At 39.7% G+C, this 26660-nt stretch carries 30 protein-coding genes; 19 read left to right on the forward strand and 11 right to left on the reverse strand.

The features are described from left to right. Positions 1–200: 200 nt before the first annotated feature. Together HHA42_RS04205 and HHA42_RS04210 are read left to right on the forward strand one after the other, a co-directional pair. Positions 201–473: an HU family DNA-binding protein gene (locus HHA42_RS04205; protein ID WP_168419049.1), complete on the forward strand. Its 273-nt coding sequence runs from the start codon at positions 201–203 to the stop codon at positions 471–473. A 131-nt stretch (positions 474–604) separates the two neighbouring features. Next, entirely contained in the window at positions 605–2476 is a 1872-nt protein-coding gene (locus tag HHA42_RS04210; protein WP_168525496.1) for a SurA N-terminal domain-containing protein, read from the forward strand. Between the two features lie 85 nt (positions 2477–2561). Here the strand turns inward: HHA42_RS04210 and HHA42_RS04215 are convergent, their stop codons facing one another. Beyond that, positions 2562–3434 (reverse strand): DUF2797 domain-containing protein, encoded by an 873-nt coding sequence (locus HHA42_RS04215; RefSeq protein ID WP_168419051.1) that lies wholly within the window; start codon positions 3432–3434, stop codon positions 2562–2564. A gap of 35 nt (positions 3435–3469) precedes the next feature. On the opposite strand from HHA42_RS04215, the gene HHA42_RS04220 reads away from it, so the two are divergent. Both HHA42_RS04220 and HHA42_RS04225 read left to right on the forward strand, forming a co-directional pair. Further along, positions 3470–3979: a DUF6231 family protein gene (locus HHA42_RS04220; protein ID WP_168419052.1), complete on the forward strand. Its 510-nt coding sequence runs from the start codon at positions 3470–3472 to the stop codon at positions 3977–3979. Positions 3980–4112: 133 nt separating this feature from the next. Next, positions 4113–4715, forward strand: coding sequence for a YidB family protein (locus HHA42_RS04225; RefSeq protein WP_168419053.1), 603 nt, complete (start codon positions 4113–4115; stop codon positions 4713–4715). A 134-nt stretch (positions 4716–4849) separates the two neighbouring features. On the opposite strand, the gene HHA42_RS04230 is transcribed toward HHA42_RS04225, so the two are convergent. The 5 genes from HHA42_RS04230 to HHA42_RS04250 form a co-directional block, all read right to left on the reverse strand. After that, complete coding sequence (locus HHA42_RS04230; protein WP_168419054.1) at positions 4850–5926, reverse strand: porin; 1077 nt, start codon at positions 5924–5926, stop codon at positions 4850–4852. 353 nt (positions 5927–6279) lie between these two features. Continuing rightward, entirely contained in the window at positions 6280–6693 is a 414-nt protein-coding gene (locus HHA42_RS04235; protein ID WP_168419055.1) for an HIT family protein, read from the reverse strand. 35 nt (positions 6694–6728) lie between these two features. Next, positions 6729–6998, reverse strand: coding sequence for a YARHG domain-containing protein (locus tag HHA42_RS04240; protein ID WP_168419056.1), 270 nt, complete (start codon positions 6996–6998; stop codon positions 6729–6731). A gap of 83 nt (positions 6999–7081) precedes the next feature. Continuing rightward, complete coding sequence (locus HHA42_RS04245; RefSeq protein ID WP_168525498.1) at positions 7082–7954, reverse strand: NAD(P)-dependent oxidoreductase; 873 nt, start codon at positions 7952–7954, stop codon at positions 7082–7084. Between the two features lie 13 nt (positions 7955–7967). Beyond that, entirely contained in the window at positions 7968–9062 is a 1095-nt protein-coding gene (locus HHA42_RS04250; protein WP_168525500.1) for an alpha/beta fold hydrolase, read from the reverse strand. A 150-nt stretch (positions 9063–9212) separates the two neighbouring features. Between HHA42_RS04250 and HHA42_RS04255 the strand changes: the two genes are divergently transcribed. The 9 genes from HHA42_RS04255 (at position 9213) to trpB (ending at position 16957) form a co-directional block, all read left to right on the forward strand. After that, positions 9213–10400, forward strand: a complete 1188-nt coding sequence (locus tag HHA42_RS04255; protein ID WP_168525502.1) for an O-succinylhomoserine sulfhydrylase — start codon at positions 9213–9215, stop codon at positions 10398–10400. A gap of 29 nt (positions 10401–10429) precedes the next feature. Then, positions 10430–10759 carry a YbaB/EbfC family nucleoid-associated protein gene (locus tag HHA42_RS04260; protein WP_004976621.1) on the forward strand — a complete coding sequence of 110 codons (330 nt, stop codon included), beginning with the start codon at positions 10430–10432 and terminating at the stop codon, positions 10757–10759. Positions 10760–10769: 10 nt separating this feature from the next. Next, complete coding sequence (recR, locus tag HHA42_RS04265; RefSeq protein WP_019837914.1) at positions 10770–11366, forward strand: recombination mediator RecR; 597 nt, start codon at positions 10770–10772, stop codon at positions 11364–11366. A gap of 224 nt (positions 11367–11590) precedes the next feature. After that, the gene (locus tag HHA42_RS04270) at positions 11591–12733 is read left to right on the forward strand and encodes an HRDC domain-containing protein (protein ID WP_168419060.1); all 1143 of its coding nucleotides are present in this window, start codon (positions 11591–11593) and stop codon (positions 12731–12733) included. 133 nt (positions 12734–12866) lie between these two features. Continuing rightward, the gene (locus HHA42_RS04275) at positions 12867–13163 is read left to right on the forward strand and encodes a YcgL domain-containing protein (RefSeq protein WP_168419061.1); all 297 of its coding nucleotides are present in this window, start codon (positions 12867–12869) and stop codon (positions 13161–13163) included. A 21-nt stretch (positions 13164–13184) separates the two neighbouring features. After that, a complete protein-coding gene (locus HHA42_RS04280; RefSeq protein WP_168419062.1) occupies positions 13185–13568 on the forward strand; it encodes a hypothetical protein in 384 nt (127 codons plus the stop codon). 22 nt (positions 13569–13590) lie between these two features. Next, on the forward strand, positions 13591–14442 hold the full coding sequence (locus tag HHA42_RS04285; protein ID WP_168419063.1) for a MoxR family ATPase: 852 nt from the start codon (positions 13591–13593) through the stop codon (positions 14440–14442). Positions 14443–14455: 13 nt separating this feature from the next. Then, entirely contained in the window at positions 14456–15643 is a 1188-nt protein-coding gene (locus HHA42_RS04290; protein WP_168525504.1) for a VWA domain-containing protein, read from the forward strand. A gap of 105 nt (positions 15644–15748) precedes the next feature. After that, positions 15749–16957 carry a tryptophan synthase subunit beta gene (trpB, locus tag HHA42_RS04295; RefSeq protein ID WP_168419065.1) on the forward strand — a complete coding sequence of 403 codons (1209 nt, stop codon included), beginning with the start codon at positions 15749–15751 and terminating at the stop codon, positions 16955–16957. A gap of 78 nt (positions 16958–17035) precedes the next feature. On the opposite strand, the gene HHA42_RS04300 is transcribed toward trpB, so the two are convergent. The 3 genes from HHA42_RS04300 to HHA42_RS04310 all read right to left on the reverse strand — a co-directional run bounded on the left by HHA42_RS04300 (position 17036) and on the right by HHA42_RS04310 (position 18346). Further along, positions 17036–17470: a CBS domain-containing protein gene (locus tag HHA42_RS04300; RefSeq protein ID WP_168419066.1), complete on the reverse strand. Its 435-nt coding sequence runs from the start codon at positions 17468–17470 to the stop codon at positions 17036–17038. 118 nt (positions 17471–17588) lie between these two features. Continuing rightward, the gene (locus HHA42_RS04305) at positions 17589–17963 is read right to left on the reverse strand and encodes a DUF2750 domain-containing protein (protein WP_168419067.1); all 375 of its coding nucleotides are present in this window, start codon (positions 17961–17963) and stop codon (positions 17589–17591) included. 149 nt (positions 17964–18112) lie between these two features. Continuing rightward, on the reverse strand, positions 18113–18346 hold the full coding sequence (locus tag HHA42_RS04310; RefSeq protein WP_168419068.1) for a hypothetical protein: 234 nt from the start codon (positions 18344–18346) through the stop codon (positions 18113–18115). A 218-nt stretch (positions 18347–18564) separates the two neighbouring features. Here HHA42_RS04310 and HHA42_RS04315 point away from each other — a divergent pair, with 218 nt between their 5' ends. Beyond that, positions 18565–18924, forward strand: coding sequence for a hypothetical protein (locus tag HHA42_RS04315; RefSeq protein ID WP_168419069.1), 360 nt, complete (start codon positions 18565–18567; stop codon positions 18922–18924). A gap of 121 nt (positions 18925–19045) precedes the next feature. Further along, positions 19046–19363 (forward strand): hypothetical protein, encoded by a 318-nt coding sequence (locus HHA42_RS04320; protein WP_168419070.1) that lies wholly within the window; start codon positions 19046–19048, stop codon positions 19361–19363. Between the two features lie 62 nt (positions 19364–19425). Here the strand turns inward: HHA42_RS04320 and HHA42_RS04325 are convergent, their stop codons facing one another. Together HHA42_RS04325 and HHA42_RS04330 are read right to left on the reverse strand one after the other, a co-directional pair. Further along, entirely contained in the window at positions 19426–20961 is a 1536-nt protein-coding gene (locus HHA42_RS04325) for a pitrilysin family protein (RefSeq protein WP_252726295.1), read from the reverse strand. Positions 20962–20973: 12 nt separating this feature from the next. Continuing rightward, entirely contained in the window at positions 20974–22284 is a 1311-nt protein-coding gene (locus HHA42_RS04330) for a pitrilysin family protein (protein WP_252726296.1), read from the reverse strand. A gap of 227 nt (positions 22285–22511) precedes the next feature. Between HHA42_RS04330 and ftsY the strand changes: the two genes are divergently transcribed. The 4 genes from ftsY to HHA42_RS04350 all read left to right on the forward strand — a co-directional run bounded on the left by ftsY (position 22512) and on the right by HHA42_RS04350 (position 26245). Further along, positions 22512–23618 carry a signal recognition particle-docking protein FtsY gene (gene ftsY, locus HHA42_RS04335; RefSeq protein WP_168419072.1) on the forward strand — a complete coding sequence of 369 codons (1107 nt, stop codon included), beginning with the start codon at positions 22512–22514 and terminating at the stop codon, positions 23616–23618. Between the two features lie 211 nt (positions 23619–23829). Next, positions 23830–24516 (forward strand): nitroreductase family protein, encoded by a 687-nt coding sequence (locus HHA42_RS04340; protein WP_168460343.1) that lies wholly within the window; start codon positions 23830–23832, stop codon positions 24514–24516. A 260-nt stretch (positions 24517–24776) separates the two neighbouring features. Next, positions 24777–25370, forward strand: coding sequence for a nitroreductase family protein (locus tag HHA42_RS04345; protein WP_168525508.1), 594 nt, complete (start codon positions 24777–24779; stop codon positions 25368–25370). Positions 25371–25582: 212 nt separating this feature from the next. After that, positions 25583–26245: a DUF2057 domain-containing protein gene (locus HHA42_RS04350; protein WP_168460345.1), complete on the forward strand. Its 663-nt coding sequence runs from the start codon at positions 25583–25585 to the stop codon at positions 26243–26245. The last annotated feature ends 415 nt before the right edge of the window (positions 26246–26660 follow it).

Genomic DNA, 26660 nt, shown 5'->3' on the forward strand with positions numbered 1-26660 from the left:
CATGCAGATGTGGATGAGAGGCGGGTTTTAGACTAATTGTCAATAGTATCTTATGCTCCATCGTTTTTTACCATTTATTTTGCATAAAAGCGTACAGGGAGTATTGCTTTTACCCTCAAAGCATTGCTATAAAGGCGTTACGGTAATTTAAATTAAATCTCTGGACCTTAAATAAACGATATTAAGAGGACGTAATCTTCATGAATAAATCAGAATTAATCGATGCAATTGCAGAGAAAGGGGGATTGTCTAAGACTGATGCAGGTAAAGCCTTAGACGCAACAATTGCTTCAATTACTGAAGCGCTTAAAGCTGGTGATACTGTAACTTTAGTGGGTTTTGGTACATTTAGCGTGAAAGAGCGTGCTGCACGTACAGGTCGCAACCCACAAACAGGTGCAACCCTAGAAATTAAAGCAAGCAAAGTACCAAGCTTTAAAGCAGGTAAAGGTTTGAAAGATTCAGTAGCATAATCTTTTAAAATGCCAAGAAAGCGCGCCAATTGGCGCGTTTTTTATTAATAATGTCAATAAAAGGCGTCAACGCATTCATTCGCTGAGGGTTTTCAGTTAAAATCTTCCGCAAATAAAATATTGGAATACTTATGGAATCTTTTCGTAAAGTTATTAAGGGTTGGTTGGGCAAAGTTTTGCTCGTTTTATTCTTGACCCCTTTAGCACTTGTAGGTATTGAAGGATATTTTAGTGGTGGTCAGTCTGAAGACACTGCACAAACCGTGAATGGTCAGCAAATTTCAAAACGAGAATTAGACAATCTGACTAACTCTCTGAAAGAACAATACTTGGCTTATACTAACGGTGATGAAACGCTGTTAAATCAAAATTACATTCAAAATAAAGCACAAGATACTTTGGTTGCACGTACTTTGTTATTGCAACAGGCTGAAAAACTGGGCATTTCTTTGAGTGATGCTCAAATCGAGCAAATGATTGCGCAACAGCCAAACTTCCAACAAGATGGTAAGTTTTCTGAAACATTGTATGCCAACTATTTGCAATCTGTGGGGATGACGAATCAAGCTTTGGTTGCAAACTTGCGTCAGGATCATGCTTTAAAAATGCTAAGTGCGAGCTTTACAGATTATGCGTTGGTGAGTCCGTCTGATATTCAGCAAATTGCAAATCTACAGACCCAACAGCGTACTTTGCATTTATCTAGCATTAAGTTGGACGACTACAAGAAAAATATCAGCGTGACTACACAAGAAATTGCTGCTTATTATGAGCAGCATTCAAGCACCTTTAAACAAGTGGCAAGTGTAGATGTCGATTATGTTGTTGTTACGCCTGCAAATATTGCCCCTGCAAACACGACTGTAACAGATGCTGAATTACAGCAAGCGTATCAAAAGTTTGTTGACACACAAAAAAGTGCAGCAACGCCGACGGTTAAACACATTTTAATCACCACAGATGCACGTGATGACGCTGCAGCTCAAAAACTGGCAGCACAAGTAGCTACTGAAATTCAAAAGGGTACAAGCTTTGCCTCTGCTGCACAAAAGTATTCAGATGACCCTGAATCTAAGGCCAAAGGTGGTACGGTTGCAGGATATGAAGCAGGTGTCTTTGGTGAAGCTTTTGATAAAGCTGTGAATAGCCTGAAATCGGGTGAAGTATCTCAGCCGATCAAAACGCAATATGGCTATCATTTAATTCAAACTGAAGGCGCTGCGGTTCAGGTGCCTACGTTTGAAGCTGAGAAAGCACGTTTAACAGCTGAGTTGCAAAAAGCAAAAACTGAAAATGCTTATACAGATACCATCAACAGCTTAAATGAATTGGTGGTAAGCAGTGACGCTTTAGATGTCGTGGCTGAAGAAGTTAAAACAGTCAAAGTTCAATCTGCTAATGCGGTTACTTTAGCGACACAACATCCTGTGTTAAGTCAGCCAAGCGTGAAAGTGAAGCTGTTTAATGATGATGTTAAAAATGGTGACCGTAATGCCTCAAGCAATATCACTTTAGCCAACGGCGATGTGGTATGGGTGAAAGTGCGTAATTACCATGCAGCAGGTGTGCAAACTTTAGAGGAAGCAACCCCGCGTGTGAAAACACAACTGATTGAGAAAAAAGCATTTGATGCGGCTAAAAAAGATATTCAAGCTGCTTTAGATGCATTTAAAACTCAGCCAGCTGCAACGGTTTTAGCTAAAAACCAAATCCGTTTTGAAAATGCAGGTACATTTACTCGTGCAGATGGCTTGTTAAAGCGTGAAATTGAACGTGCTGCATTTAGTGTGCTTGCACCTAAACAAGGCATGTGGTCAGTAACCACAGCATCTTTACCGAATGAATTAGTTGTGGTTGCTGTATCGAATGTAAATGACACAACTTCGAATGCTTTAACGCCTGAACAGCTCAAAGAATTGGCGCAATTATATCAACAACTTCGTGCTCAGCAAGAGTTGGATGACTACACTCAATATTTGAAGTCTCAAGCGAAAATCAAATAGTCATATTTATCATCAAAGAAAAAAACCAGCAAATTTGCTGGTTTTTTTGTGCTTGTAAAAAGCGTTGACTAAGAATATTTGTGACTCATTCAGTGCGGATTTTTAATTCATAACCTGTATATTTACGAATGTTAATCACGCCTGTATCTAATATGAGATATTGTCCTTTAATACCTTGTAACTTACCGCGAATAATTGGGGTTTTATCCAAATTATGCGATTTGATTTTTTCAGGATATTGCTCTACAGGGTAAACAAACTCACGTGGTGGCTCTTGCTCTAACAATTCAACGGTTTCATTGAACTCTAAGTTTTGACTAAATTCATCACGAATAGTTTGAATTTTAGGTGCAAACTCTTCAATGAGCTGTTCGCGCACTTCAATTAAGTTCAAAGGCTCTGCTTCGCCTTTGAGTAATTTACGCCAGTCCGTTTTATCTGCCACTTGTGAACCAAACATGATTTCGAGTTGCCCAGATAAACGGCGTGAGCCAACTTTCATAATTGGCAATGCTTGGGTGGCACCCTGATCTAACCAGCGTGTTGGCATTTGTCCTAGACGGGTAATCCCCACTTTTAAAGCGCTGGAGTTGGCTAAATAGACTATATGTGGTTGAAAGCAGACCTCATGTGCAAAACTATCTTCACGACACGTCCCTAAATGATAATGGCAGGTTTCAGGTTTCATAATGCACATATCGCAAGAAGCCTTAGTTTTAAAGCATTTAAAACAATGACCCTGAGAATATGATTTTGGGGTTTTGACACCACAAGAAACACAGTAAATATTGCCGGTCCATTCCAGTTCAATTTCTTGACCAAGCTGAAAAGGCAGATCAATTTCTGAACGGTCTAGAATAAATTTATATTCAACATTTGCCTTGTGTACCTGTTCATCAGTTACACTATGGTCCTTAAGACCTGCGTGCATTTTATGGCAAATGCCTTGTAGTTCCATAAGAATACTCTCTCAAAAAATGAAGGAATGCAGTAATGGCTGATATGCGTTTGATTCAAGCGTTGATTGCAGATTTATCTCAACAACAGCCAATTTCTACCGCATTATGTGTGGGGCAAAATAGTGAAACTAGCCCGAATCCTCAAAATATAACAGTGGATAATTTTCCCACTATTGCATGTCAGTATTTTAGCGCATTGGACTTTTTAAATCTGCCTTTTACCCAGCGTTTTGATTTAGGTATTGTTTTTTTAGACAGCACAGATTTTTTCTCTGACAGTACACAGGAAAAATTGACTCTGCAAAAATCTCAAGTATTGGTGAAATTGCGTGATTTACTGGCTAAACGCATTATAGTTATTGCTTCATGTGAAGATGCGCAATTGCTTCGTGCGCTTGGTTTTACCCAATTAATTGACCATAAATTTGAAGAACATCATTTGACCTTATGGCAGTTTAATATTTTGACTTATAAGCACGTGCCTGATTGGTTTAACTCTAAGTTTTGGGCAAATCCTGAAAATTGGGATAAATTCCGTTGGTAAACACTTAAGTAGTTCACCTTAAAGTGATACTTGAGTCATAAAAAGAAAACTTATTGCAAAATTTAACAATTTCTAGCAAGCATTTAGCTTAAAACTTCGTATGCTGTCATTAGGGCATAATGAGGAAAATAAAATGACCAATTTAAGCAATATTGTTGAAATATTGGCAAAGCAAGCATTAGGTGCGAATCAACAATCTAATCAATCGCAAGGTGGTTTAGGTGGTATTTTAGGTTCGGTATTGGGGCAGTTGAGTGGAAATAATCAACAATCTTCTCAAGGTGGCTTGGGGGGAATTCTTGGTTCGGTACTTGGCCAGTTAGGCGGGCAGCAACAGCGTTCAACAGCAGGCGCTTCTGGCACACAAAGTTTGCTGGTTGCAGTACTGCCTTTGGTGTTGGCATGGATTCAAAAGCAAGGTGGTTTGCAAGGCGCTTTGGATAAGTTAAAAGGGCAAGGCTTAACCAGTCAGGTAGATGATTGGGTGTCTACAGGCCCGGGTGAAAATGCGCAAGTTCAGCCTGATCAAGTACAAAGCTTATTTGATGATGCCGATGTAGAACAGGTTGCACAGCAAACTCAAGCTCCGAAGCAAGATATTTATAGTGCGATTTCTACAGTCTTACCACAAATTATTGACTCATTGACACCACAGGGTGAGCAAACCAGTAAACAAGAAGCGAATGATGATATTCAACAGGTGATGAATTTAGTATCTGGCTTTTTAAAGCGTTAATACAAAAAATTATCTTTGTAAAATTTACCTAGATAAACAAAGCCAGCAAATTTGCTGGCTTTTATTTGCCTATAGGTTGTTGCAATAAAAAAACACGCCGAAGCGTGTTTTTATGTTTTAAGTTCGGTTAAGACTTAGAAGTCGTAACGGAAACCTAAAGAAAGTCCTGTTGCATCTTCACCAGTTGCACCGCCAATGTTATTTGAACGACCTTGTGACCATGGTGTTAAATTAGATTTTTCATCATTTAGCACAGTAGCAAGGTTTGCGTATACTCGTACTGCCTTGTCTAAACGATGCTCTACACCTAATGCTAATAATGTTGCGTTAGCTTCATCAGCATCTACGTCACGGTGGAAGACTTGACCGCGTACATAAGTTTTTGGTGCAACTTTATAATCTGCTGCTACACCAAATACTTGTGCATCTGCATATTTATCGTTTGTACCTTCTAAGTCATGTGTAAGGAGTTGGTATAAAGCACCTACATTTAATTCAGGTGTGATTTTGTATGCTGCTGCAATACGGAAACCATCACGTTCAGCTTTGTTGGCGTCTTCTTCGTAGTGTTCGTAAGCTGTAGCAAAATCCACTTTGCCTTCTTTATAAGTTAAAGCTAAATCATATGCTTTATCATCACGATCTTTTTTGGTAGCTTTATCTGAAATTATTTCTGTGCTAGGGCTATTAGTTTCGTGTAAAGAAAGTGCAGCTAATACATTAAACCCACCACCAAATTTAGGCGATTTATATTCAATCGAGTTAGCGTTACGCTCATCAAAACGTAGTTCACCTGCGCGGGTTACGTTACGGATGTCACCAACCATGTCACCAAAGAAGTTAACTGGACCACGAGCAGCTTTAAATGGGCTGTCAAAACGGCCTACACGTGCTTGACCAAAGTTGCCTTTTAAACCTACAAAAGTATCACGTGTTGCAAATTCAACGTTATCATTTGCAGAGCCGCTAGCAAAGTTAATTTCTTGCTCAACTTGACCAAAAACTGTCATGCCATTTTCTAATTTTTGTTCAGCTTTGAAGCCTAAACGTGATGAGTTAGAAGAAAGACCAACTTCGTTGTAGTCTTTACCATCATCAAGATAGTCTAAAGATACGTGTGCACGACCATAAACTTTAACATCAGCAGCCATAGCTAGTGCTGGTGTAAATAAGGTTGCCCCAACTGCTAATGCGCAAAGCGTTTTTTTCATGTGTAGCTCCAATACAGACTATTGTTTTTAGTCCTAAACATTGTTCAGAAGTAGGGTAGATCTACTGCTGTTCTCTATTGGTGCTAAGTATTCCTTACAAATGCGACAGTAATATTAAGGAAATATTTCAAAATTATTAAAAAGAACAAATTAGATTAAAAACTTACCTTTAATCGCAAATTTTAAGTGAACAGGTTTTTAAATTTAGAAAAAATTTATGAAATGAATAACTTAATTGCAAGGGGAGTGACATATTATTGTCATCAATGCTGTGGTTAATCCGAAAATTAAACATGAAGCAAAAAAAATGGAGCGAAAGCTCCATTCATTTTTAATACAGTTTTGGAAATATTTTAAAGCGCTGCTTTAATTTTTTCGGCCAGTGCTAGGATTTTTTCCTGATCACCCATTTGTGCAGCATGTTTTCCAAGTTCGTGAACTGAAGTTGGAATTAAATGGAAATGTACATGCGGTACAGTTTGTCCAGCACTTGCACCAGACAGTTGCATGAGCACAATACCATCTACTCCTAAGCCTTTTTCAATGGCTTTGGCTATTTTTTGCACAATTTGGATGGTATATGCTGCAGCTTCGGCAGGTAGATCCAATAAGGTGACTGCAGGTGTTTTAGGAATAACCAAGGTGTGACCATCGGCTTGAGGCATGATGTCCATAAACGCAAGCACGTGTTCATCTTCATACACTTTTATTGCAGGAAGCTCACCACGTAAAATTCTTGCAAAAATATTTTGATCATCGTAAGCCATAATAATTCCTTCAATTCAGCTTATTTTCAAAACTGTTATTTACAGTTCAATTCTTTTTGACGTGCTTTAATTGCATCAAGGCGTTGTTGTTCTTTTTCAGAGAACTTTGGCTTGGTTGTATAGCAGTTGTCATTACCAAAACGTGCTTTAGCTTCAGGGTCTTTAAAGCAGAAACCTTTAGATGCATAAATAACATCGTGATCATTTTTTAATTTTTGACATTCTTGCTCAGAAGCAAAAGCAGTTGAATTTGCCCCGATAAAAGTTGCAAGGCTTGCAAATACGGCAATGCTAAACTTTTTCATAAGAGTTTCCTCTGTGGTTTGTAGGGTGACGAAGCACTTATATACATTATTGGGTTTGTGGCTGCGTATTCAATGGCGAGTTATTACTCTAGGGTAATATTACTCCATAATTCATACATTTTCACGGCAGTGGAAAAATCACTGTCTTTTTCTGCAGTTAAATTTGCGGCTTGAATCAGACTTTGAGTTAATGCCAGCACGGGTGCAGGCAAGGCAGCTTCACGAACTAAATCCAGTGCAATCCCAGTATCTTTGGCAAGTAAAGGCAGGGCAAAGGTATTTGGGAAAGCGCGATTTAATACTCGCTGCGGTAAAATCATTTCTGTTACGGCACTTTTGCCACTCGAGGCATTAATGCATTGCAGAGCCTGATTTAAATTTACCCCATGTGCTTTTAGGGTAGTAAAACCTTCAGCAGCAGCACATAGGCTGACCGCCATTAGCATATTATTCACCGCTTTAACTGCAAAACCTGCACCTGGCTCGCCAACGTGCTGAATCACTTTACCAAAAGCCTGAATTGCAGGGAGCGCTTTTTCAAAGGCGGCTGCTTTACCACCAATCATGACCGTTAAGGTGGCATTTTCTGCACCAATGGTTTGGCCACTTACAGGTGCATCTAAGAAATCGACGTTTTGGGCTTCAAGCTGTTGTACTAGTTTTTTGGCGCTTTCAGGTACGCCACTGGTGCAATCGACCCAAACTGAACCTGCTTTAAGTTGAACTTGTGCAATTAGGTTTTCAACTTCGGTACTGGTAGGCAAGCAAGAAAAAATAATATCTGCTTGTACCGCTTGAGCCAATTCAACCGCTTGAGTATTATATTCTGCAGCATGTTGTTCGGCTTTGGCAAAGTTACGATTCCAAACATAGACCGTGTCAAAATGTTTGGGTAAATGTGCTGCCATGCGGTAGCCCATTGCGCCTAAGCCAATAAATGCAACAGATTGAATCATATTCGTGCTCTCTTTATGCGATTTTGCTGGATCGTTGTTCTAACCATGTGGTCAATTTAGGCCAAAATTCATTGGCACTTTTTTGACTGGACATTAAACCTAAATGCCCGCCAGGAATAAGAGTAAACGTGACATCGGTACTACTTGTCAATTCACACAAAGGTTGAGCTGCCTCTGCTGTGACAATCTGATCACTGTCACCTGCACCAACCAAAAGCGGGCAATTGATATCTTTTAGGTCAATATTGTGCTGTTTGAGCTGAATATGTCCTTGTTTAAGTGGGTTTTGCAGCCAAACATTTAACACCATGTCCTGATTAATGCCGCCAGGATAATCAATCATATTGTTTAAAAAATTGGCGAGCGTGGCATTTTCATGTAAAGTCTGTAAGTCATGTAAATTGGAAAGCATCTGTTTATTGCTTTCCAACCACGCTTTCGGGTCTAAAATTTTAAAACCTATCGCATTAATTAAACCTGGCGTATGAATAAAATGCTTGGGAATGTTGCCCGAATAAAATGCATGTTGCAGTTTCGGGTATTTGGAAATCAAACGATTGGTGATTTGAAATAGCTTACCCACACGGCCCGACGCATAACTGTCCACAGGGCTGCCCAAAATCATTAAATTTTTAACATGTTCAGGTCGGTGTTTTGCAGTGTAAAGCATGGCAAAGACACCTGCCATACTCCAGCCATGCAAAGAGATTTGTGTAGTTTGTGCATGCTGTAAAATATGCTGAATACAATGTGGCAAAGCATCATCTATAAAAGCCATAAAATTTAGATGACGATGCTGATAGGTTAATTGCCCCCAATCAATCAGATAGACATCAAAACCACTATGCTGAAAATGCTTGACCAGTGAGCGATACGGATATAAATCGTAAATGGACATGGTAATGGCAAGCGGTGCCACAAATACCAGCGGTTCTTTGTATTGCTTGTTGGGCGAGGCGTAATAACGAATCTGTGCATGTTTATAACGTGCAACAATTTCATAGGCTGTGGACTGCGACAGAATCAAATCCCGACTCTTAAACAGACGTGTACTGAGGTTTTTCAGTTTTTTTCGGTGCGGATTAAATTTTCGTTGTAACTGATTCATGAGGTGTTCCATCACACAAGGCGCCGATTTGAATGAAGTCTAAGCGATATTTATACATTTTACCTTGACCTTAAATACGCTTGGCGCTCAAAATATTGGCAATTATTAACAAACAGGTCTTAGGACTAGATTAAGGGCTGAGCAGTAAAGATGAGTCAACCAGACGACCTTGCATATCAATTAGATACTTTAGCGATTCGTACAGGGCATAACCGTACATTTGAAAGTGAACACAGTGAACCAATTTTTCTGACGTCATCTTTTGTCTGTGAAAATGCTGCCGATGCAGCCGCCAAGTTTTCAGGCGAAATTGAAGGTAATACTTATTCACGTTATACCAACCCAACCGTACAGGCTTTTGAGAAGCGTTTAGCTGTTTTGGATGGTGCAGAACGTGCTGTGGCAACAAGCTCAGGTATGGCGGCAGTGCATGCTGTGACCTTGGCTTATCTTAAAGCAGGCGATCATGTGGTGTGTTCACGTGCGGTCTTTGGCTCTATTATTTCACTGTTTGAAAAATATGTGATGAAGTTTGGGGTAGATGTCACTTTTGTCGATTTAGAAGATTTAGACAGTTGGAAACAAGCGATTCGTCCAAACACCCGTCTGTTATTTATTGAAACGCCATCAAATCCATTGGCTCAGGTGGGTGACTTACAAGCGATTGCCGATATTGCACATGCACATGGTGCGTTATTTGCGGTAGATAACACTTTCTGTACACCCGTTTTACAACAACCACTAAAATTTGGTGCAGACCTCATTATTTACTCATCAACCAAATATATTGATGGTCAGGGGCGTGCCTTGGGCGGTGCGGTTGTTGGTAAAGACAAGTTGGTCGAAGAAATCAACAGTGTTATTCGTACCTTGGGTAATTCATTAAGTCCGTTTAATGCATGGATTTTCTTAAAAGGCTTGGAAACATTAAGCCTGCGTATGAAAGCGCATTGTGCCAGCGCACAAAAACTTGCAGAGTGGCTAGATGCACATCCAAAAGTCGAAAAAGTGTATTATGCGGGACTGCCACATCACGTAGGGCATGAACTTGCGAAAAAGCAACAGTCTGGTTTTGGGGGTGTTGTATCGTTTGTAGTGAAAGGTGAGCGTGAAGGCGCTTGGACTGTAATTGATAATACACGCTTTTTGTCGATTACCAGTAACTTGGGTGACGTAAAGTCGACTATTACTCATCCTGCAACAACATCGCATGGCCGTATGAGCCCAGAAGCCAAACAAGCAGCAGGCATCAGCGAAGGTTTAATTCGTGTTTCTGTTGGCTTGGAAGATATTGATGATATTATTCGCGACATCGAGCGCGGTTTAGACCTTATTTAAAACGATAGATCATTTGTTCGGAGATTTTTATGAACATTAATATGTTGATGCAGCAAGCTCAGCGCATGCAAAAAGAAGTGGAAAACAACATTAAAAAAGCCAAAGAAGAACTTGCGCAAACTGAAGTGCATGCAGAAGCGGGTGGTGGTTTAGTGAAAGTGACTATGACTTGCCGTAATGTAGTGAAACGTATCGAAATTAATCCTGAATTGTTGCAAGACGATGCAGACATGATTGAAGATTTGATTGCAGCTGCAATGAATGATGCAGCACGTCAGGCTGAAGCAATTTCTGAAGAGAAAATGAAGTCTGCAAACTCTGGTATGGGCTTGCCACCTGGCTTGGCAGGTTTATTCTAAGGAACGGCGTATGTTTAGTGATCGTTTTGATCAACTGGTACAAGCGCTGCGCATTTTGCCAAGTGTTGGGCCTAAATCGGCTCAACGCATGGCATTGCACCTGATTATGAAAAATAGAGAAGGTGCAGTCGGTTTGGCTCATGCTTTGAATGAAGCCACCAGCTATATTCACGAATGTTCGATTTGCCATTCATTAACTGAAGATGAAGTCTGCAATATTTGTGCCTCACATGATCGGGATGCACATTTGCTGTGTGTCGTGGAATCTCCGGCCGATGTGATGGCCATTGAGCAAAGCGGTAGTTTTCGTGGCAAATACCATGTCTTAGGTGGGCATTTATCGCCTTTAGATGGTATTGGCCCAGATGAAATTGGCATTCCGTACTTGGTACAGCGTTTGAGTGATGGCAATATTACCGAAGTGATTTTAGCCACCAATGCAACTGTGGAAGGTCAGGCAACGGCGCACTATTTGGTCGAAGCCACAAAGCATTTACCTGTGCAGATGACGCGGATTGCGCAAGGCGTACCGCAAGGTGGCGAGCTTGAATATGTCGATAGTCATACTCTAAGTCAAGCTGTGCATAATCGGATGCGAATGAAATAAGCATCTTGGTGCTTATTTCATGTGAATGATCATTTAAAGTATTTGCTTGAATTCACATAGAGTAAAAACTCAAATTAAGATAAAAAAACGATAAAAAAATCTAGAAAATATCTGTATTGACTTAAAAATAAGATAAAAAAGTAAAATACCGATTATATTTTTATAGCTAAACGCTATTTAATGTTTAAAATGAAACTCTAGAGAGTGCAGTCTATCTGGTCGCTATGTTCCAATTTATTCACCAACAAAAAGATTTTGAAAATGTCTTGGCATTAATGAGTCAAAACAGCATCTATGGTTTAGATACCGAGTTTATTAAGGTCGATACGCTTTGGCCTAAATTGGGTGTATTCCAAATTAATGTCAATAATCAGGTCTATTTACTAGATGGCACTTCGCTCAATTTGACTGCTTTTTGGGAAAAACTGTTTCAGGCGCAGCAAAATATTTTTCATGCCTGCGGTGAAGATATTGATTTAATTTATCATTATGCACAGCAAAAAAACTTAGATAATGTTTTTGATACGCAGGTCGGCATGTCATTTTTAGGACATGGCTTGCAAGTCAGCTATCAAAACGCTTTAAAAACTATGCTGAATGTTGATATTGATAAAGGGCAGACTCGTTCAGACTGGCTGGCACGTCCCTTATCCGATGAGCAATTGAATTATGCGGCCAATGATGTGCTGTATTTAATGCAGTTGGCAGACAAAGTACAAAGTGATTTAAAACAGCAGCATTTACTCGATTTTGTGCAGGAAGATTGCCGTCATCTAACTCAGGAAATTGGTGAAGAAACACCAATTGAGCTGCTGTATCAAGATATTGGTAATTACCGTCATTCACGTCGTCAGCTTATGCAATTGCAGCAATTGGCTGTTTGGCGTGAACAAATGGTCAAGGCGCTGAATCAGCCACGTAGTTTTATTTTGCGTAATTCTAGTATGTTGGATTTAGTTGAAAAAAATCCACGTAATTCATTCCAACTGAGTGGAATTAAAGATTTACGTCCGCATATTGTGCGTGAGCATGGTAAAACTATTTTGGATTTAATCAAATACCTGCCTGATCAATCTCAATGGCCACTGCGTTTAGCCCGTCCAATCCGCCATTCCTCTAAAGATGTCAGTGATAATATGGATCGGGTGATTCAGGCTGCGGTTCAGGAAACTCAAATTCCGAAAGAAGTGTTGTTGCGTAAAAAGTGGCTGAATGCTTTGTATCAGCATGTGGTATTTCATAACGATGAACAAGACCTACCAAATTACTTGTTGGGCTGGCGTTATGAATTGCTGACCAAGCCGTTAATTGACGTGTTGCATGCCGATGAGCGCTATTTGTCTGGTCAAATGAAAGTGGCTGAATAAAGACATTTCTGTAATAAACATGCCGTCAACCTTGCACATCCATACAAACTTAGACCAATGCGTTAATAATGGTTAATGTATCTCGGTTTTTTTTGTTGTATCCTTTGCCTGAGTTTTTAGAGTTTTGTTGTTTATGCACTGTTCAATTTATAAATCGAGCAAAAAAGATGAGATGTATTTGTACATCGCCCGTCCTGAGCAAACTGAAGAGTTTAATCCACTAGATGCCTTACCCGAAGCAATGCGCAGCGCATTTGGTCGTGCGACTTTTGTGATGGATTTACAATTGTCTGAAAGCCGTAAATTGGCGCGTGTGAATGTTTTACACGTTATGGATTCAATTCAAACTCGTGGTTTCTTTATTCAAGTACCGCCAGAAGGTTTAATTAATCCAAATGCCGTAGAACCAGAAGGTTTACGCGGTGCATAACTTTTGTTCAGGAGTTGAGAAATGAATAGTGTTATGACTGCGTTGGCATCAATTCCTGAAACTGCAATTGCGATTGCTGTTTACTTGCTTGGTAGCACCATCATTTTGTGGTGCTGGTATGCAATTGCCAAGCGTTTGCCAAATCCATTGGGTGGCATTACTTGGATTATGCTGTTTGCGATTTTACTAACGCCAACTGTATCTGAAGGCAGTAACGCGGCACTTGCTCCTGCCATTTTTGGACTTCTTTTTGGTGTATTGACCAAAGAAATGCCATTGGTTTGGGCAAATTTATCTGCCATTTTATTTGTGATCGGTCTTGGCTTATTGATCGGTTATTTTTGGTCTAAATACCGTTTAAAACAAAGCACCTATATTGCCAAGAAAAAGACCTCACCACTGTAACTAAAAAAATTAAGGTAAAATCATGTCTGTTGATACACAACAATTCTCTGGTACAGATCAGTACATTGCGACTGATAGCTTAAAACTTGCGGTGAAAGCCGCACGTGCCCTGCAAAAGCCTCTGTTAGTTAAAGGCGAGCCGGGTACAGGTAAAACCTTATTGGCTGAGCAGGTGGCTCAAAGTCTGGGTTTGAAACTGATTACGTGGCACATTAAATCGACCACCAAAGCGCAACAAGGTTTATATGAATATGATGCGGTGTCACGTTTACGTGATAGCCAATTAGGCGATGACCGTGTTTATGATATTAAAAACTACATTAAGCCTGGAAAGTTGTGGGAAGCATTTACCAGCGAAGAACGCTGTGTATTGTTGATTGATGAAATTGACAAGGCAGATATCGAATTTCCAAACGACTTGTTGCATGAACTTGATAAAATGTCATTTTATGTTTATGAAACGGGTGAAACGATTACTGCAACACAACGTCCGATTGTAATCATCACCTCAAATAATGAAAAAGAACTCCCAGACGCTTTTTTACGTCGTTGTTTCTTCCATTATATTGATTTCCCTGATGAAGCTACGATGCGCGATATTATCGATGTGCATTTTCCAAATATTTCAGGTACTTTGGTATCCGAAGCTTTGCAAGTATTCTTTAAACTACGCCAAGTTCCGGGTCTTAAGAAACCACCATCGACCTCTGAATTGATTGACTGGCTCAGCTTGCTTATGGCAGATGATATGCCAGAAGACATTTTGCGTAATAGCGATAAAAGCAAGGCCATTCCACCCTTATATGGTGCGCTCATTAAAAACGAACAAGATGTGCAATTGCTTGAGCGTTTAGCCTTTATGTCACGCCGTTAAGGAGTACATCGCCATGTTCGTGCGCTTGTTTTACACCTTGCGTCGTTACGGTGTGCCTGTGAGCACACGTGAATTGATTGACTTAAATCAAGCAGTGGCTTCAGGTTTGGCGTTTGCAGATCAGGACGAGTTCTATCAATTAGTCAAAACGGTCATGGTCAAAGATGAGCGATTCTTTGACAAATTTGACCGTGCCATGAAAGATTATTTTGATGGTATTTCAACATTTGATCTAGATGATTTGCTGAACCAAGTTCATCAATTACCCAAAGACTGGTTTGATTTAGAGTTGCTTGAAAAGCATCTTACGCCAGAGCAGCGTGAAGAACTGAAAAAAGCAGGATCATTAGAAGAACTGATGAAAATGCTAGAAGAGCGCTTGCGTGAACAGCATAAAAAGCATCAGGGTGGCAACCGTATGATTGGTACGGGTGGCACATCACCTTTTGGGGCTTATGGTGATCATCCAGAAGGTGTGCGTATTGGTGGGCCAGGACGTAAGCGTTCTGCAGTTAAAGTCTGGGAGCAGCGTCAATACCGCAATTTGGATGATGAGCAGATTTTAGGTACACGGCAAATGCAATTGGCTTTGCGCCGTTTACGCAAGTTTGCCCGTCAAGGTGCAGCGGAAGAGCTAGATATAGATGGCACCATCCGTGAAACAGCAAAGCAGGGCATTTTAGATGTGCAACTGGTTCCCGAACGCCGCAATCGTGTCAAAGTATTGATGCTATTTGATGTAGGCGGCTCTATGGATGCTCACATTGCCCAATGTGAAAAACTGTTTAGCGCAGCTAAAACTGAATTTAAAACCCTCGAATATTTTTATTTCCATAACTGCTTATATGACTATGTTTGGAAAGACAATTTGCGTCGTAGCAGTACCCGTATGAACACGTGGGATTTATTGAATACCTATGGACGCGACTATCGGGTAATTGTGGTGGGTGATGCCAGTATGGCACCTTACGAGTTAAATTCGATTGGTGGTTCGGTGGAGTATATGAATGATGAAGCAGGGCAAGTTTGGTTACAGCGTCTGCGTCAGCATTTTGAAAAAACCGCATGGCTCAACCCAGAGCAGGAAGGTTATTGGCAATACACCCATACTATTGGTTTAATTAAACAAATTTTTGAACATCATATGTATCCAATGACTTTAAAAGGCATTGAAGATATGACTAAATATTTGGCGCGTTAAGCGTCATTTTCGTCAATATCACTCAACTATTGAGTGATTGTTAGGCGAAGACTAAGTAAGTACAGACACGATAGGCAACGTGAATTTCAATCTGAGGGGATCGATATGGATCATCAAATCAATGGCATCGCATTACCGAATGAAGAAGGTTTTTTCGGGCAATATGGCGGGCAGTTTATTCCACCGCATTTAAAAGAAGCCATGGATGAAATTAACGTTGCTTATGAGGAAATTCGTAAAACGGTAGAATTTCAGAATGAATTAAAAGATTTGTTTACTCACTATGTTGGTCGTCCAAGTCCTTTATTCTATGCCAAGCGTTTATCTGAACAGTTAGGTGGTGCGCAAATTTATTTAAAGCGTGAAGATTTAAACCATACTGGCGCACATAAAATTAACCATTGTTTGGGCGAGGCATTATTGGCCAAATATATGGGTAAAACCAAAGTCATTGCCGAAACAGGTGCAGGGCAGCACGGAGTAGCCTTGGCGACGGCATGTGCGTTGGTGGGTATTCCGTGTGAAATTCACATGGGACAGGTCGATATTGAAAAAGAACACCCGAATGTGGTGAAAATGAAAATTCTAGGTGCCAACCTGATTTCAGTAACCCGCGGCACAGCCACTTTAAAAGATGCAGTGGACAGCGCTTTTGAAGAATATTTAAAAGACCCAAAAAACTTTATTTATGCGATTGGTTCTGTGGTTGGGCCACACCCATTTCCAAAAATGGTGCGTGATTTCCAATCTATTATTGGTGATGAAATTAAACTACAAAGCCAAGAGCGTTTTGGTGTAAACCCAGATTATATCGTCGCGTGTGTGGGTGGTGGTTCAAACGCAGTGGGTGCATTTACTGCTTTCTTAAATGATGCAGAAGTGAAACTTGTGGGTGTTGAACCTGCAGGGCATGGTTTAGATACAGATCAACACTCTGCAACTCTAACTTTGGGTAAACCAGGCCAGCTTCACGGTATGGCGTGTTATGTACTTGAAGATGAACATGGTGAGCCATTGCCAGTGCACTCTATTGCCTCTGGTTTGGACTATCCGGGTGTAGGGCCACAACATAGCTTCTTAAAAGACATTGGTCGTGTGGAATATTCAACAGCGACAGACCAAGAATGTCTTGATGCCTTTATGACCTTGTCACGTGTAGAAGGTATTGTACCTGCATTAGAAAGTTCACATGCGGTGGCATGGGCATTACGTGAAGCACCTAAAATGGCGAAAGATGTGAAAATTGTAGTGAATCTTTCAGGTCGTGGCGACAAAGACTCTGACTATGTGGCAGAGAAACTTGGTCTAAACTAATTACTTGGCCTATTAAAAACGCCTAAACTTTTAAAGTTTAGGCGTTTTTGTTTGGGTAATTTTTTAGAAGGCTAACGCTTAGCTCGCAATATATTGTTGTAGTTGGTCAATCAGTTTACGTTGATCATCCATAGTGGCTTTTACCAAGTCACCAATTGAAACTAGCCCCACTAATTGTTCATTTTCCAAAACAGGTAAGTGACGTAAGTGGTGATCAGTAATCAGGCTTAGACATTCTTCAACACTGGTGTTTTTGGTTACAGTCAAAACTTTTGCCGTCATAATTTCGCTCACCGTCGTGCCTTTAGAGGTTCGCTCCATCAAAATGACTTTACGGGTGTAATCACGTTCAGACAATATGCCAACCACATGCTGGTTTTGATCGGTCACTACCAAAGCACCAATACCTTTATCTGCCATGAGGCTAATTGCTTCTAAAACGGTTGCTTCTGGGTGGATTGTGTAAATTTCGTGATGTGCTTTATCTTGTAAAACGTGAGTTACCTTGGTCATATTATGTGTCCTGTTTTTTGTTTATTGTTTGACTTTTAAAGTAACGTGAATTGTAAAAATTGCAAATACTTTAGAGTCACAATCGTTGATTTTTACGTCAATTCTATCCTGTTTAGATTTAAGCAATATTTAAAATGGGCTGATTAAAAAAGAAATGTTTCATTTGCGATGTGGTCAATTTTATCTTTTGACTCGATGAACCATACAGCGTAGGGGTAACATTTAAACGGGTGAGCGTAGGCAATAAAAAGGTTTCAAAATCCTGTGCAGAAATTTTGCGTGGGCTGTATTGTGGCCAGTGTTTTGCTGCATATTTATTGGCTTGAACCGCATTTAACCAAAAAGGGAAAATATAATCATCGTGATCTGAACTCATTGCCCAGCCTTGATGATACAGCCCCCAAAGTACACCACAATACATCATTGATTTTAATAGTGTAATTTTAAGAAAAAAGTCCTTGGGTAAGGGCTGGAGTTGGCTAATCTGATTCATAATCAAGTAGTGTTGTAAAATTTGGCTATATTGTAAAAAGAATTGATGAATATACCGTTTAAGCTTTGCGTAAAATCGTAAACAAATATGTATGAAATACAAATTGAAAAAAATAGGGTCAAAAAAAACGCCACCTAAGTGACGTTTTATTATGCTTGCATGGTGGCCATGTTTTGCCAATACTGTGCTTTAAGTGAATCACGTTCTACACGGAAGCCTTGATAATACAGTTCTGCCAAGAACATTGCTGCTTTACCATGTCCTGCGCGTGCAGCCTCTTCCAGTTGTTTAACAGCGTCTTGGAAGTTCATTTGTGAATGAATGGTGTTTACCGCATTTGCATAAACATGCTCTAAGTCATGATGAGAGATTGCTTGAATCATATTAAACTCCTTATTCTAATTATGATTACTTATATAAGCCTACCTTTTAGGCTTCATATCAATTTAACGCTTTAATGTTAAACTAATATTACAATTCGTTTGAATTGTCAAATAATTATCGGGTCTATTTTTCTTATTTCAAGTTTACATGATTAAACATTGATCAGGTTTCTTTTTGATTACTATAAAGCTGTAAGCACAGAAAAAAGGAGAATAACATGACAAATACGATAGACGGGTTTGCTTTTGATGTACCTCCACTGGCAACACAAATTGTGGATTTGGCGCACCATCACCGTAAAAAATTAGATGAAGCGATTTTTCGGCGTGATGTGCATTTGGGTGAATATTGCTTGGCACAACGCAAACGTGTCGCAGATTTTGCCAAGACATTAGATCGGGAAGACCGTATCGCATTTTATCGTGCTTATGATGGTGAGCTGCTGCGCATAGCAGATGAAGATGAGTTACATCCTGCAGAGGCAGAAGCAGGACTAAGCATTTTTGCTATTTTCCTTGTACTGGCCATCATTGCTTTGGTTTTATACTTTGCTGTGATTCGCGGAACAATCGGTTAGTAAAGAGTGACGTTATTATAAATCAGGCTCAATTTTTACCGTGACGGTACAGTAAAAATTGAGCTGTTTAACTTGTGCATCGAACAAGCGCAGCCTACACTAGCGCTATTAGAGGTAGGTCATGCACAACGCAATTCAAAAAACTATTCAATTTATTTCTCAACTTAAACTCGAGCAAATTTATAACATTCTGATTGTAGTGATTATCTGCATCATCTTTGTTTTGGCGAGTTTTGCACTTTATCGCCCAGTTGGTGTGCAACAGTTTCATAATGTGCAGCGTCTTGCACAGCAATCTATATATGCCAACACTCAAGACATGGCGATGCTTTTATTGCAGCAACCACAAATTCGTTATGTGCATTATTTAAAGTTGATGCAGGCACACCAAGTTGAAAAAGACCGTGCTCAACAACTGCCTGCTTTGGCACAAGAGTAAACTCAGCAAGTCCACTCTTATGTGTTCGTATTCAAAGTTTTGCAGCTAATATTCTGAAAAGCTTAGTTCATCATGGGTTGCGTACTTGTATTTTTAGCTTGAACTGTTTTGGGCAAAAGGTTTTGTTGTAGCATTTTTTCCAATGTTGTTTTGTCTAAGTGCTCACTGACAATGATCAAGGTTAAACGGTCTGGGTGTATATGCTTTTGCAGCGCACGCTGCACATCTTCAGCACTAATATTTGCCACTTGCTGCGCATAATCACCTAAGTAATTAGCAGGTAACTGATAAAAACCAATATGCCCAAGTTGCGCATTAATATTGGCATTGCTGCTGTATTGATTCGGAAAAGCGCGGATTAAACCCGCCTTGGTTTCTTGCAGTTGTTTAGCATCTATCGGTTGTTGTACAAAATTAATCAGTGCTTGATGCGCTACTTGAATGCTTTCAAGCAACTGATCTTGACGCGTAGCATAGCCTATGCTAAATAATCCAGTCGCTTGAGTAAAACGAAACGAACTACTGACAGCATACGTTAGACCACGTTTTACCCGTAATTCTTTCATTAAAATTGAGTTGAAACCGCCACTGCCTAACATTCGATTGGCAATTTCCAAAGCTAAATAATCAGGGTCATCACGAGTGGTCGCTAGCTGTGCGATACTGACATGCGCTTGTTGTGAGCGGTATGGAATATGCTGAATGTTAAATGTGCTTGCAGCTACGGGTAGGGGCAGTGCGGCGGCGGCTTCACCTTGTGCTATATGCAAGCTGATACGATTCGCCAATTTTTCTGCTTCTTTTAAATTTAATTTGCCTGTAATGGCAATATTCATATTCTGCGCAACTAAAAACTGATCTCTAAATTTCTGTAAATGTTGGGGTTGAATCCGTTTAATGCTGCCATTGGTTCCTGTAATCGGTTCAGCGTAGGGATGTTTAGCATAAATTGCACGATACAGACGAATATTCATTAAACGGCTTGGGTTTTCTCGAAGTTGTTTTTGACCAATTTGAGTATTGGATACAACACGCTGAATATTTGAGGGTTCAAAGGTTGCGTGTTTTAACAGCGCGAGCATCATTTCAACGGCAAGGTGCATTTTATCTGGGTCAGACAGCGTTCTTAGACGCACCACAAGCATATCCCGATATGCTGTTGCACTAAACCGAGCACCAACGTTTTCAAAAGTGCTTGCAACCTCTTGTGCAGTATATCGTGGCGTACCTTCATTTATAAGTTGCGCTGCCATATTGGCAAGCCCATACAGCCCAGATTCAACTTCGCCATCTCGTGCGGAACCCGCATTAAAGGTCAATTGAATATCTACCATTGGTAATGCAGTATTTTCTACAAATAGGCTACGTGCTTGTTTTCGAGTTCTAAAATCGTGTACCTGTGGTGCGTGGGCATTTGGTAATTCATTCACCGCATTTAAGCTGTGCAATAGATTTTGTGATTGTAAAGGTGCAACCAAACTGGTTTCTGAAAACTCATGTGGCGCAGTTGTAGCAACATCTATTTCCATCGCGAATGTGGCAAATGGCACGCTAAGTCCTAAGGTGAAAATAAAAGAATGAAATACACGATTTTTCATGAATATGACCGTTTAAGGATTAGCGTTTGTGGTGCTATTTTTAGGTAGTAAATATAGCGTGCTCAGGTTGTCTTTAATCAAGTAATGCCTAGCAACCCGTTGCAGGTCTTCTGCGGTAATTGCCTGAAATTGTTGTGGTAGTGCATCCATTAATTTATGGTTTAAACCATTCACTTCTAAGTTGCCAATCATGCGAGCCTGTCCTGCAAGATCATCCTGACTATAAACCCAATTGGCAATAAACTTAGTGATCACTCGTTCAATTTCTTTTTGCTGTACAAGTTCTTGTTTGAGCAACTCAATTTCTTGCTGAATAGCTGCTTGCGCCTCATTTAACTCAATGCCTGCTGCGGGTAACGCAGAAATACTAAATAAACTATCGCCACGTTGGTATGGGTCGTAACTGATGCTGACTGAGGTTAAGACTTTATGTTCCCGCACTAAGCGCTGTTCGAAACGTGAAGTAATGCCACCATCCAATAGTTGTTTAATAATGCTAAGCGCATAGGCATCTTGAGGTTTTTTGACTGTAGCTAAAGAGCCGACATTCCAAGCCATATATAAGTTAGGTACTTGTACGGAGCTATTCAGCTCCATGTGACGATAACCCAACTGCTCAAACTCTAAAACATCATTACGTGGTGGAAGAGGAGCGGCATCAATATCGCCAAAGTATTTTTGCACTTGCAACAAGGCGGCTTGGGTTTCCACATCACCCACAATTACTAAAATTGCATTATTGGGGCGATACCATTTTTTGTACCAGTCCTTTAAATCCTGCAATTGAATATTTTGCAGATTTTTCATGTGTCCAATAATCGGTTGGCGATAATGACTGGTCGGATAAGCAATCCATTTAAAGCGTTCAAATGCCATGGCTCGAGGATTATCATCGGTACGTTGGCGTCGTTCTTCCATTACCACTCTAATTTCAGGTTCAAAATCTTGCTGACGTAGTAATAGGTTACTCATTCTATCCGCTTCAAGTTCTAGGGCTAAAGGAAAATAGGCTTTGGGATAGAGTTGATAATATTGGGTGTAATTTGTGAAAGTAGATGCATTGACACTACCACCATAAATACGACTTAAACGGGTGAATTCATCATTCGGGACTTTGGCTGTACCTTTAAACATCATGTGTTCTAAAACATGTGAAATGCCCAAAAGGTTGCCAGACTCATCACTACTACCAACCTTGTACCAAATTTGTGTCATTACCATCGGTGCACGGTGATCTTCACGAATAATCACTTTTAAGCCATTACTCAGCGTGGTTTCAAAGCTTGGCTGTCTGGTTTGAATAGGCGTATCTGCGTGACTCATTGAAAGTGCTGCACTGAAGAGCAAAAGACAAACAGACTTAATAGGCAATCGGAACATGGCAGCAAGTTTAGCAACAGTTGTAACCCTATCTTTCAGAAATTAAAGCGCAAAGGCAAGGCCTGCTTGCTGCAATTTTGTATGTGGCTATGTGATTGCAATGCAAAGTAAAAGCGTTTGGTTTATGATAGAATCCGATTTTTTAACGCAATGCTTTACAAGGATTCGGCATGCAACAGCAATCTAATGGGCAAAATAAATTTTTGATTGATGCTGATATCGGAGATGATGATGTCACGTTACCAAACTTACCTGCGGTAAATGTTCCGATTGTTGAAACACCACCTGTACAAGCAGAAGTTTCTGAACTTGTCGCTGCAGAAGACTCCGCTATGACTGAGACGCCAGCAAAAGGTGGTTTCTTCAGTCGTATGAAAGAAGGTCTGACCAAAACGCGTAAAAACTTTGCCGATGGTATGGTCAATATTTTGATTGGCGGTAAAGAAATTGATGATGAGTTATTGGAAGAAGTTGAAGAACAGCTTCTGGTTGCAGATATTGGTGTAGATGCGACCAAAACGATTATTGCCAATTTGACTGAACGTACTGCGCGTGGCGATCTGATTTATTCACATTCTTTATATAAAGCACTACAAGAAGAATTGGTGGCTTTGCTTGCACCACGCGTAAAACCATTACATATTGACCCGAATAAAACACCGTATGTAATTTTAGTCGTGGGTGTAAATGGTGTAGGTAAAACGACAACCATTGGTAAACTGGCAAAACGCCTACAAGGTGAAGGTAAAAAAGTTATGCTGGCGGCAGGTGATACTTTCCGTGCAGCAGCGACTGAGCAATTACAAATTTGGGGCGAACGTAACGATGTTGCTGTAGTTGCACAGGGTCACGGTGCAGACAGTGCTTCAGTTATTTTTGATGCTTTTGAGAGTGCACGAGCTAAAGGTATTGATGTACTGATTGCAGATACCGCAGGTCGTTTGCACAATAAAAGCAACTTGATGCAAGAATTGACCAAAGTAAAACGTGTGATGCAAAAAATTGATGCAACAGCACCACATGAAGTGATGTTGGTGGTTGATGCAGGCACAGGTCAAAATGCCATTAACCAAGTTGAAATGTTTGATGAAGCAGTAGGCTTGACAGGAATTACCATTACTAAGCTAGATGGTACAGCAAAAGGCGGTGTGTTATTTAACATTGCAAGTCGTACGCATGTGCCTATTCGTTTTATTGGTGTAGGTGAAAAAATTGATGACTTGCGTCCATTCTCAGCAAAATCATTTGTAGCAGCACTTTTTGAAACTGAGAAATAAGAATCTTAGAAACAAGATTTTTGAACACATAGTATAAAATGCTATGTGTTTCACATAAACTCCGCAAAATGCGGAGTTTGTTGTTTTTAGCGGGTTTAAGTGTTGTAAAAAGCAACATCTAAAAAATACGAATGTGAATAAATCCACAGGAGTCTATATAGAATAAGAAAAAATATTCGCTTGTTTTAATTGATTTTTTGGGGAAGTTAAAATGACATTGCTAAATAAAATTGGTCATGTGCTTACAGCAGATATCACCAAAGATTTTAAACTCAAGAAAAAACCAATTCAGGATGGCCATGAGCTAACTTTCATTGATCAATTAAAAAAACGCCGTAGTATTTATGCTTTAGGAAAACGTATTCATTATAGTCAAACCTATATGACTGAGTTAATTCAGGAAGCGGTGCGTAGTTGTCCATCTGCACATCATTCACAAAGTACACGTGTGGTGATCTTATTTTCTGAATCACATCAAAAATTTTGGAGCATTGTGCAGGACGTACAGCGTCAATTGGTACCCGAACAGATTTTTGCAGGTACGAAAATGAAAATTGAACAATGTGCTGCTGCTTTTGGTACGGTACTGTTTTATGAAGATCAGCAAGTGATTCGTCAGTTACAAAAGAAAGTACCCTTTAATGCAGCAGAGTTTCCAATTTGGTCTGAGCAAACTTCAGGCATGGCGCAGTTTGCGGTGTGGACGGCTTTAGCTGACTCAGGTATTGGCGCATCACTACAACACTATAACCCGAACATAGATCTTGCTGTGGCTGCTCATTTTGATATTCCTGATACTTGGTTGCTGCGTTCACAACTTGTTTTTGGCTCAATTGAAGAACAAGTGCCTGAACGTAGTCATGCACATTATCAAAATCAATTCAAAATTTATGCTTAAACTCATTTGTTTATCATATTGATTTAAATTGAAATAAATTTCTTTTATAGTGATGGTCAGTGTGTTCTATAGGAGCTTGATTTACTAAAGTAGTGCAAACTATTTTGGGGTAATCAGCAGGTATTTGGTAACTTTATAAAACTATAATCGTTCTATACATAAAACACACTGTCGTATTTTTTGTAATGTTTATGCTAAATAAACTGCTTAATATTGCTGTATCAGTGAGTTGCTACCAAAATTCTTAAGAGGAATAAAAAATGTCATTTTTAAATCAATTAGAAAAACGCCGTTCAATCTACGCTATTGGAAAAAATGTTCCTGTAGATCAAGCAACGATTGAAAACACAATCAAGCAAGCGGTTCGTTTGAGTCCATCAGCATTTAACTCACAGTCTTCACGTGTAGTGACTTTATACGGTGCATCACATACTCAGTTCTGGAATATTGTTTTAGAAACTTTACGCAAAATGGTTCCTGCAGAAGCTTTTGCAAATACCGAAGCAAAAATTAACAGCTTTGCTGCAGGTTTTGGTACAGCATTGTTCTATGAAGATCAAAATGTTGTAAAAGCCTTGCAAGAGCAGTTCCCACTTTATGCAGATAACTTCCCAGTTTGGTCAGAGCATTCAACTGGTATTGCTCAAGTTGCAGCATGGACTGCATTAGCTGAAATCAATGTGGGTGCATCATTACAGCACTACAACCCAATTATAGATGAAGAAGTGGCACAAACTTTTGAAATTCCTGTGAATTGGAAGCTACGTGGCCAATTGGTATTCGGTTCAATTGAAGCACCTGCAGGCGAAAAAACATTTATGGATGATGCAGAGCGTTTTAAAACTTTTAACTAAGCTTTAAGCCTTTTCAATCCATAAGTAAAAGTAGGGTGATCATTCATCCTACTTTTTTATTTTTAAGCATTGTCAAAAATATGAATGGAATGTAAGGGGGGATTTAAAAGTCACATTTACATGAAAATTACAGGGATTACTTGCTGTCATAAAACTGTCATTTATACATTGCATAGTGCAATCAAACTTTCATAAATGATATCGAGTGAAAAATGACGTTAAAACTTGGTGTGGCGGGTCTAGCATTAATGGCTTGCAGTTCAGTATTTTCAGCAGTCACTATTTCTGTTCCTGAAGAAATTAAATTGCTGGCTGTGAATGATCAGGAAGTACGAGCAGGCTTATTCCGTTCTGCGCAGCAAGTGAAAGTGAATGCAGGCGAAAATACAATTAACTTGCGTTATCAGCAATATTTTGAACATCATAATGGCGCACACGATATTTTAAAATCGGGTGTGATTCAGCTTAAAACACCAGTGTTGCAAGATGGTGAGAACTATCGACTCGTTTTAGTGAATCCACCAAAAGACTTTGAAGCAGCTAAAGAATTTAAAGATCAACCGACTGTGGGCTTATATAATCAAAAAAATCAATTATTGGTTCAACAAACGGGTGCTAAAGCAAGCACAGGTTCGTGGTTAAGTGGTAGTTTGTTTGGCAAAACCGTAGATGCAACTGATCATACGCAAGCACCGGCCAATCAACCTGCGGCTGTTTATACAACTGCCGCTGTCTTAGCTACAGAAAACACACCTTCAGTTAAGACTGCACAGAAGCCACAAGGCAAAGAACAGCAACTTATACAAATTTGGCAGCAGGCCAATAAGGCTGAGCGACAAAAATTTATGTCGTGGCTTGCAGAACAGGCAAACTAATTTAAATTTACAACCAGTTCAACAGAACTGGTTGTTTTCTACTATGGGCTAAAAAGAATTTATTTGAAAAACCAATTCAAATCACATAAAAATTTAACCTAAAAGAAGAAATACATGATAAAACTATTAAATACGCCTAAAGTTTAGGCGAGTGATACTTTTTTTCAAAAAAACCTAAAAAACATATTGCGTCTATTTGAAAACTGTATAGAATACGCAGCACACCAACGCAACGTTGTTTGAGTTGGGCTGTTATTGACGAAATAACAGCAAGATCATTAAGAGATTATGAAGAACAACTTGTGTGGGTTTTTACTGATTGATTAATCGAAATATTATCATTGATTGATTGGTTTAAATTACTCGAAGTTTATTTGAGCGAAATTTAAGTCAGAAAATTGATGAGCCAGATTTG

This window comes from Acinetobacter sp. A3, from assembly GCF_012371415.1.
GTDB lineage: Bacteria > Pseudomonadota > Gammaproteobacteria > Pseudomonadales > Moraxellaceae > Acinetobacter.

Bases quoted from the DNA above. Each gene is read 5' to 3' on its own strand.
- HHA42_RS04320 (WP_168419070.1), top strand. From the start codon at position 19,046: ATGCACAACGCAATTCAAAAAACTATTCAATTTATTTCTCAACTTAAA.
- HHA42_RS04225 (WP_168419053.1), top strand. From the start codon at position 4,113: ATGACCAATTTAAGCAATATTGTTGAAATATTGGCAAAGCAAGCATTA.
- HHA42_RS04330 (WP_252726296.1), bottom strand. From the start codon at position 22,284: ATGAGTCACGCAGATACGCCTATTCAAACCAGACAGCCAAGCTTTGAA.
- recR (WP_019837914.1), top strand. From the start codon at position 10,770: ATGTTTAGTGATCGTTTTGATCAACTGGTACAAGCGCTGCGCATTTTG.
- HHA42_RS04215 (WP_168419051.1), bottom strand. From the start codon at position 3,434: ATGGAACTACAAGGCATTTGCCATAAAATGCACGCAGGTCTTAAGGAC.
- HHA42_RS04350 (WP_168460345.1), top strand. From the start codon at position 25,583: ATGACGTTAAAACTTGGTGTGGCGGGTCTAGCATTAATGGCTTGCAGT.
- HHA42_RS04260 (WP_004976621.1), top strand. From the start codon at position 10,430: ATGAACATTAATATGTTGATGCAGCAAGCTCAGCGCATGCAAAAAGAA.
- HHA42_RS04250 (WP_168525500.1), bottom strand. From the start codon at position 9,062: ATGAATCAGTTACAACGAAAATTTAATCCGCACCGAAAAAAACTGAAA.
- HHA42_RS04220 (WP_168419052.1), top strand. From the start codon at position 3,470: ATGGCTGATATGCGTTTGATTCAAGCGTTGATTGCAGATTTATCTCAA.
- HHA42_RS04205 (WP_168419049.1), top strand. From the start codon at position 201: ATGAATAAATCAGAATTAATCGATGCAATTGCAGAGAAAGGGGGATTG.
- trpB (WP_168419065.1), top strand. From the start codon at position 15,749: ATGGATCATCAAATCAATGGCATCGCATTACCGAATGAAGAAGGTTTT.
- ftsY (WP_168419072.1), top strand. From the start codon at position 22,512: ATGCAACAGCAATCTAATGGGCAAAATAAATTTTTGATTGATGCTGAT.
- HHA42_RS04285 (WP_168419063.1), top strand. From the start codon at position 13,591: ATGTCTGTTGATACACAACAATTCTCTGGTACAGATCAGTACATTGCG.
- HHA42_RS04210 (WP_168525496.1), top strand. From the start codon at position 605: ATGGAATCTTTTCGTAAAGTTATTAAGGGTTGGTTGGGCAAAGTTTTG.
- HHA42_RS04345 (WP_168525508.1), top strand. From the start codon at position 24,777: ATGTCATTTTTAAATCAATTAGAAAAACGCCGTTCAATCTACGCTATT.
- HHA42_RS04340 (WP_168460343.1), top strand. From the start codon at position 23,830: ATGACATTGCTAAATAAAATTGGTCATGTGCTTACAGCAGATATCACC.
- HHA42_RS04325 (WP_252726295.1), bottom strand. From the start codon at position 20,961: ATGAAAAATCGTGTATTTCATTCTTTTATTTTCACCTTAGGACTTAGC.
- HHA42_RS04255 (WP_168525502.1), top strand. From the start codon at position 9,213: ATGAGTCAACCAGACGACCTTGCATATCAATTAGATACTTTAGCGATT.
- HHA42_RS04235 (WP_168419055.1), bottom strand. From the start codon at position 6,693: ATGGCTTACGATGATCAAAATATTTTTGCAAGAATTTTACGTGGTGAG.
- HHA42_RS04230 (WP_168419054.1), bottom strand. From the start codon at position 5,926: ATGAAAAAAACGCTTTGCGCATTAGCAGTTGGGGCAACCTTATTTACA.
- HHA42_RS04240 (WP_168419056.1), bottom strand. From the start codon at position 6,998: ATGAAAAAGTTTAGCATTGCCGTATTTGCAAGCCTTGCAACTTTTATC.
- HHA42_RS04290 (WP_168525504.1), top strand. From the start codon at position 14,456: ATGTTCGTGCGCTTGTTTTACACCTTGCGTCGTTACGGTGTGCCTGTG.
- HHA42_RS04305 (WP_168419067.1), bottom strand. From the start codon at position 17,963: ATGAATCAGATTAGCCAACTCCAGCCCTTACCCAAGGACTTTTTTCTT.
- HHA42_RS04245 (WP_168525498.1), bottom strand. From the start codon at position 7,954: ATGATTCAATCTGTTGCATTTATTGGCTTAGGCGCAATGGGCTACCGC.
- HHA42_RS04270 (WP_168419060.1), top strand. From the start codon at position 11,591: ATGTTCCAATTTATTCACCAACAAAAAGATTTTGAAAATGTCTTGGCA.
- HHA42_RS04275 (WP_168419061.1), top strand. From the start codon at position 12,867: ATGCACTGTTCAATTTATAAATCGAGCAAAAAAGATGAGATGTATTTG.
- HHA42_RS04310 (WP_168419068.1), bottom strand. From the start codon at position 18,346: ATGATTCAAGCAATCTCTCATCATGACTTAGAGCATGTTTATGCAAAT.
- HHA42_RS04315 (WP_168419069.1), top strand. From the start codon at position 18,565: ATGACAAATACGATAGACGGGTTTGCTTTTGATGTACCTCCACTGGCA.
- HHA42_RS04280 (WP_168419062.1), top strand. From the start codon at position 13,185: ATGAATAGTGTTATGACTGCGTTGGCATCAATTCCTGAAACTGCAATT.
- HHA42_RS04300 (WP_168419066.1), bottom strand. From the start codon at position 17,470: ATGACCAAGGTAACTCACGTTTTACAAGATAAAGCACATCACGAAATT.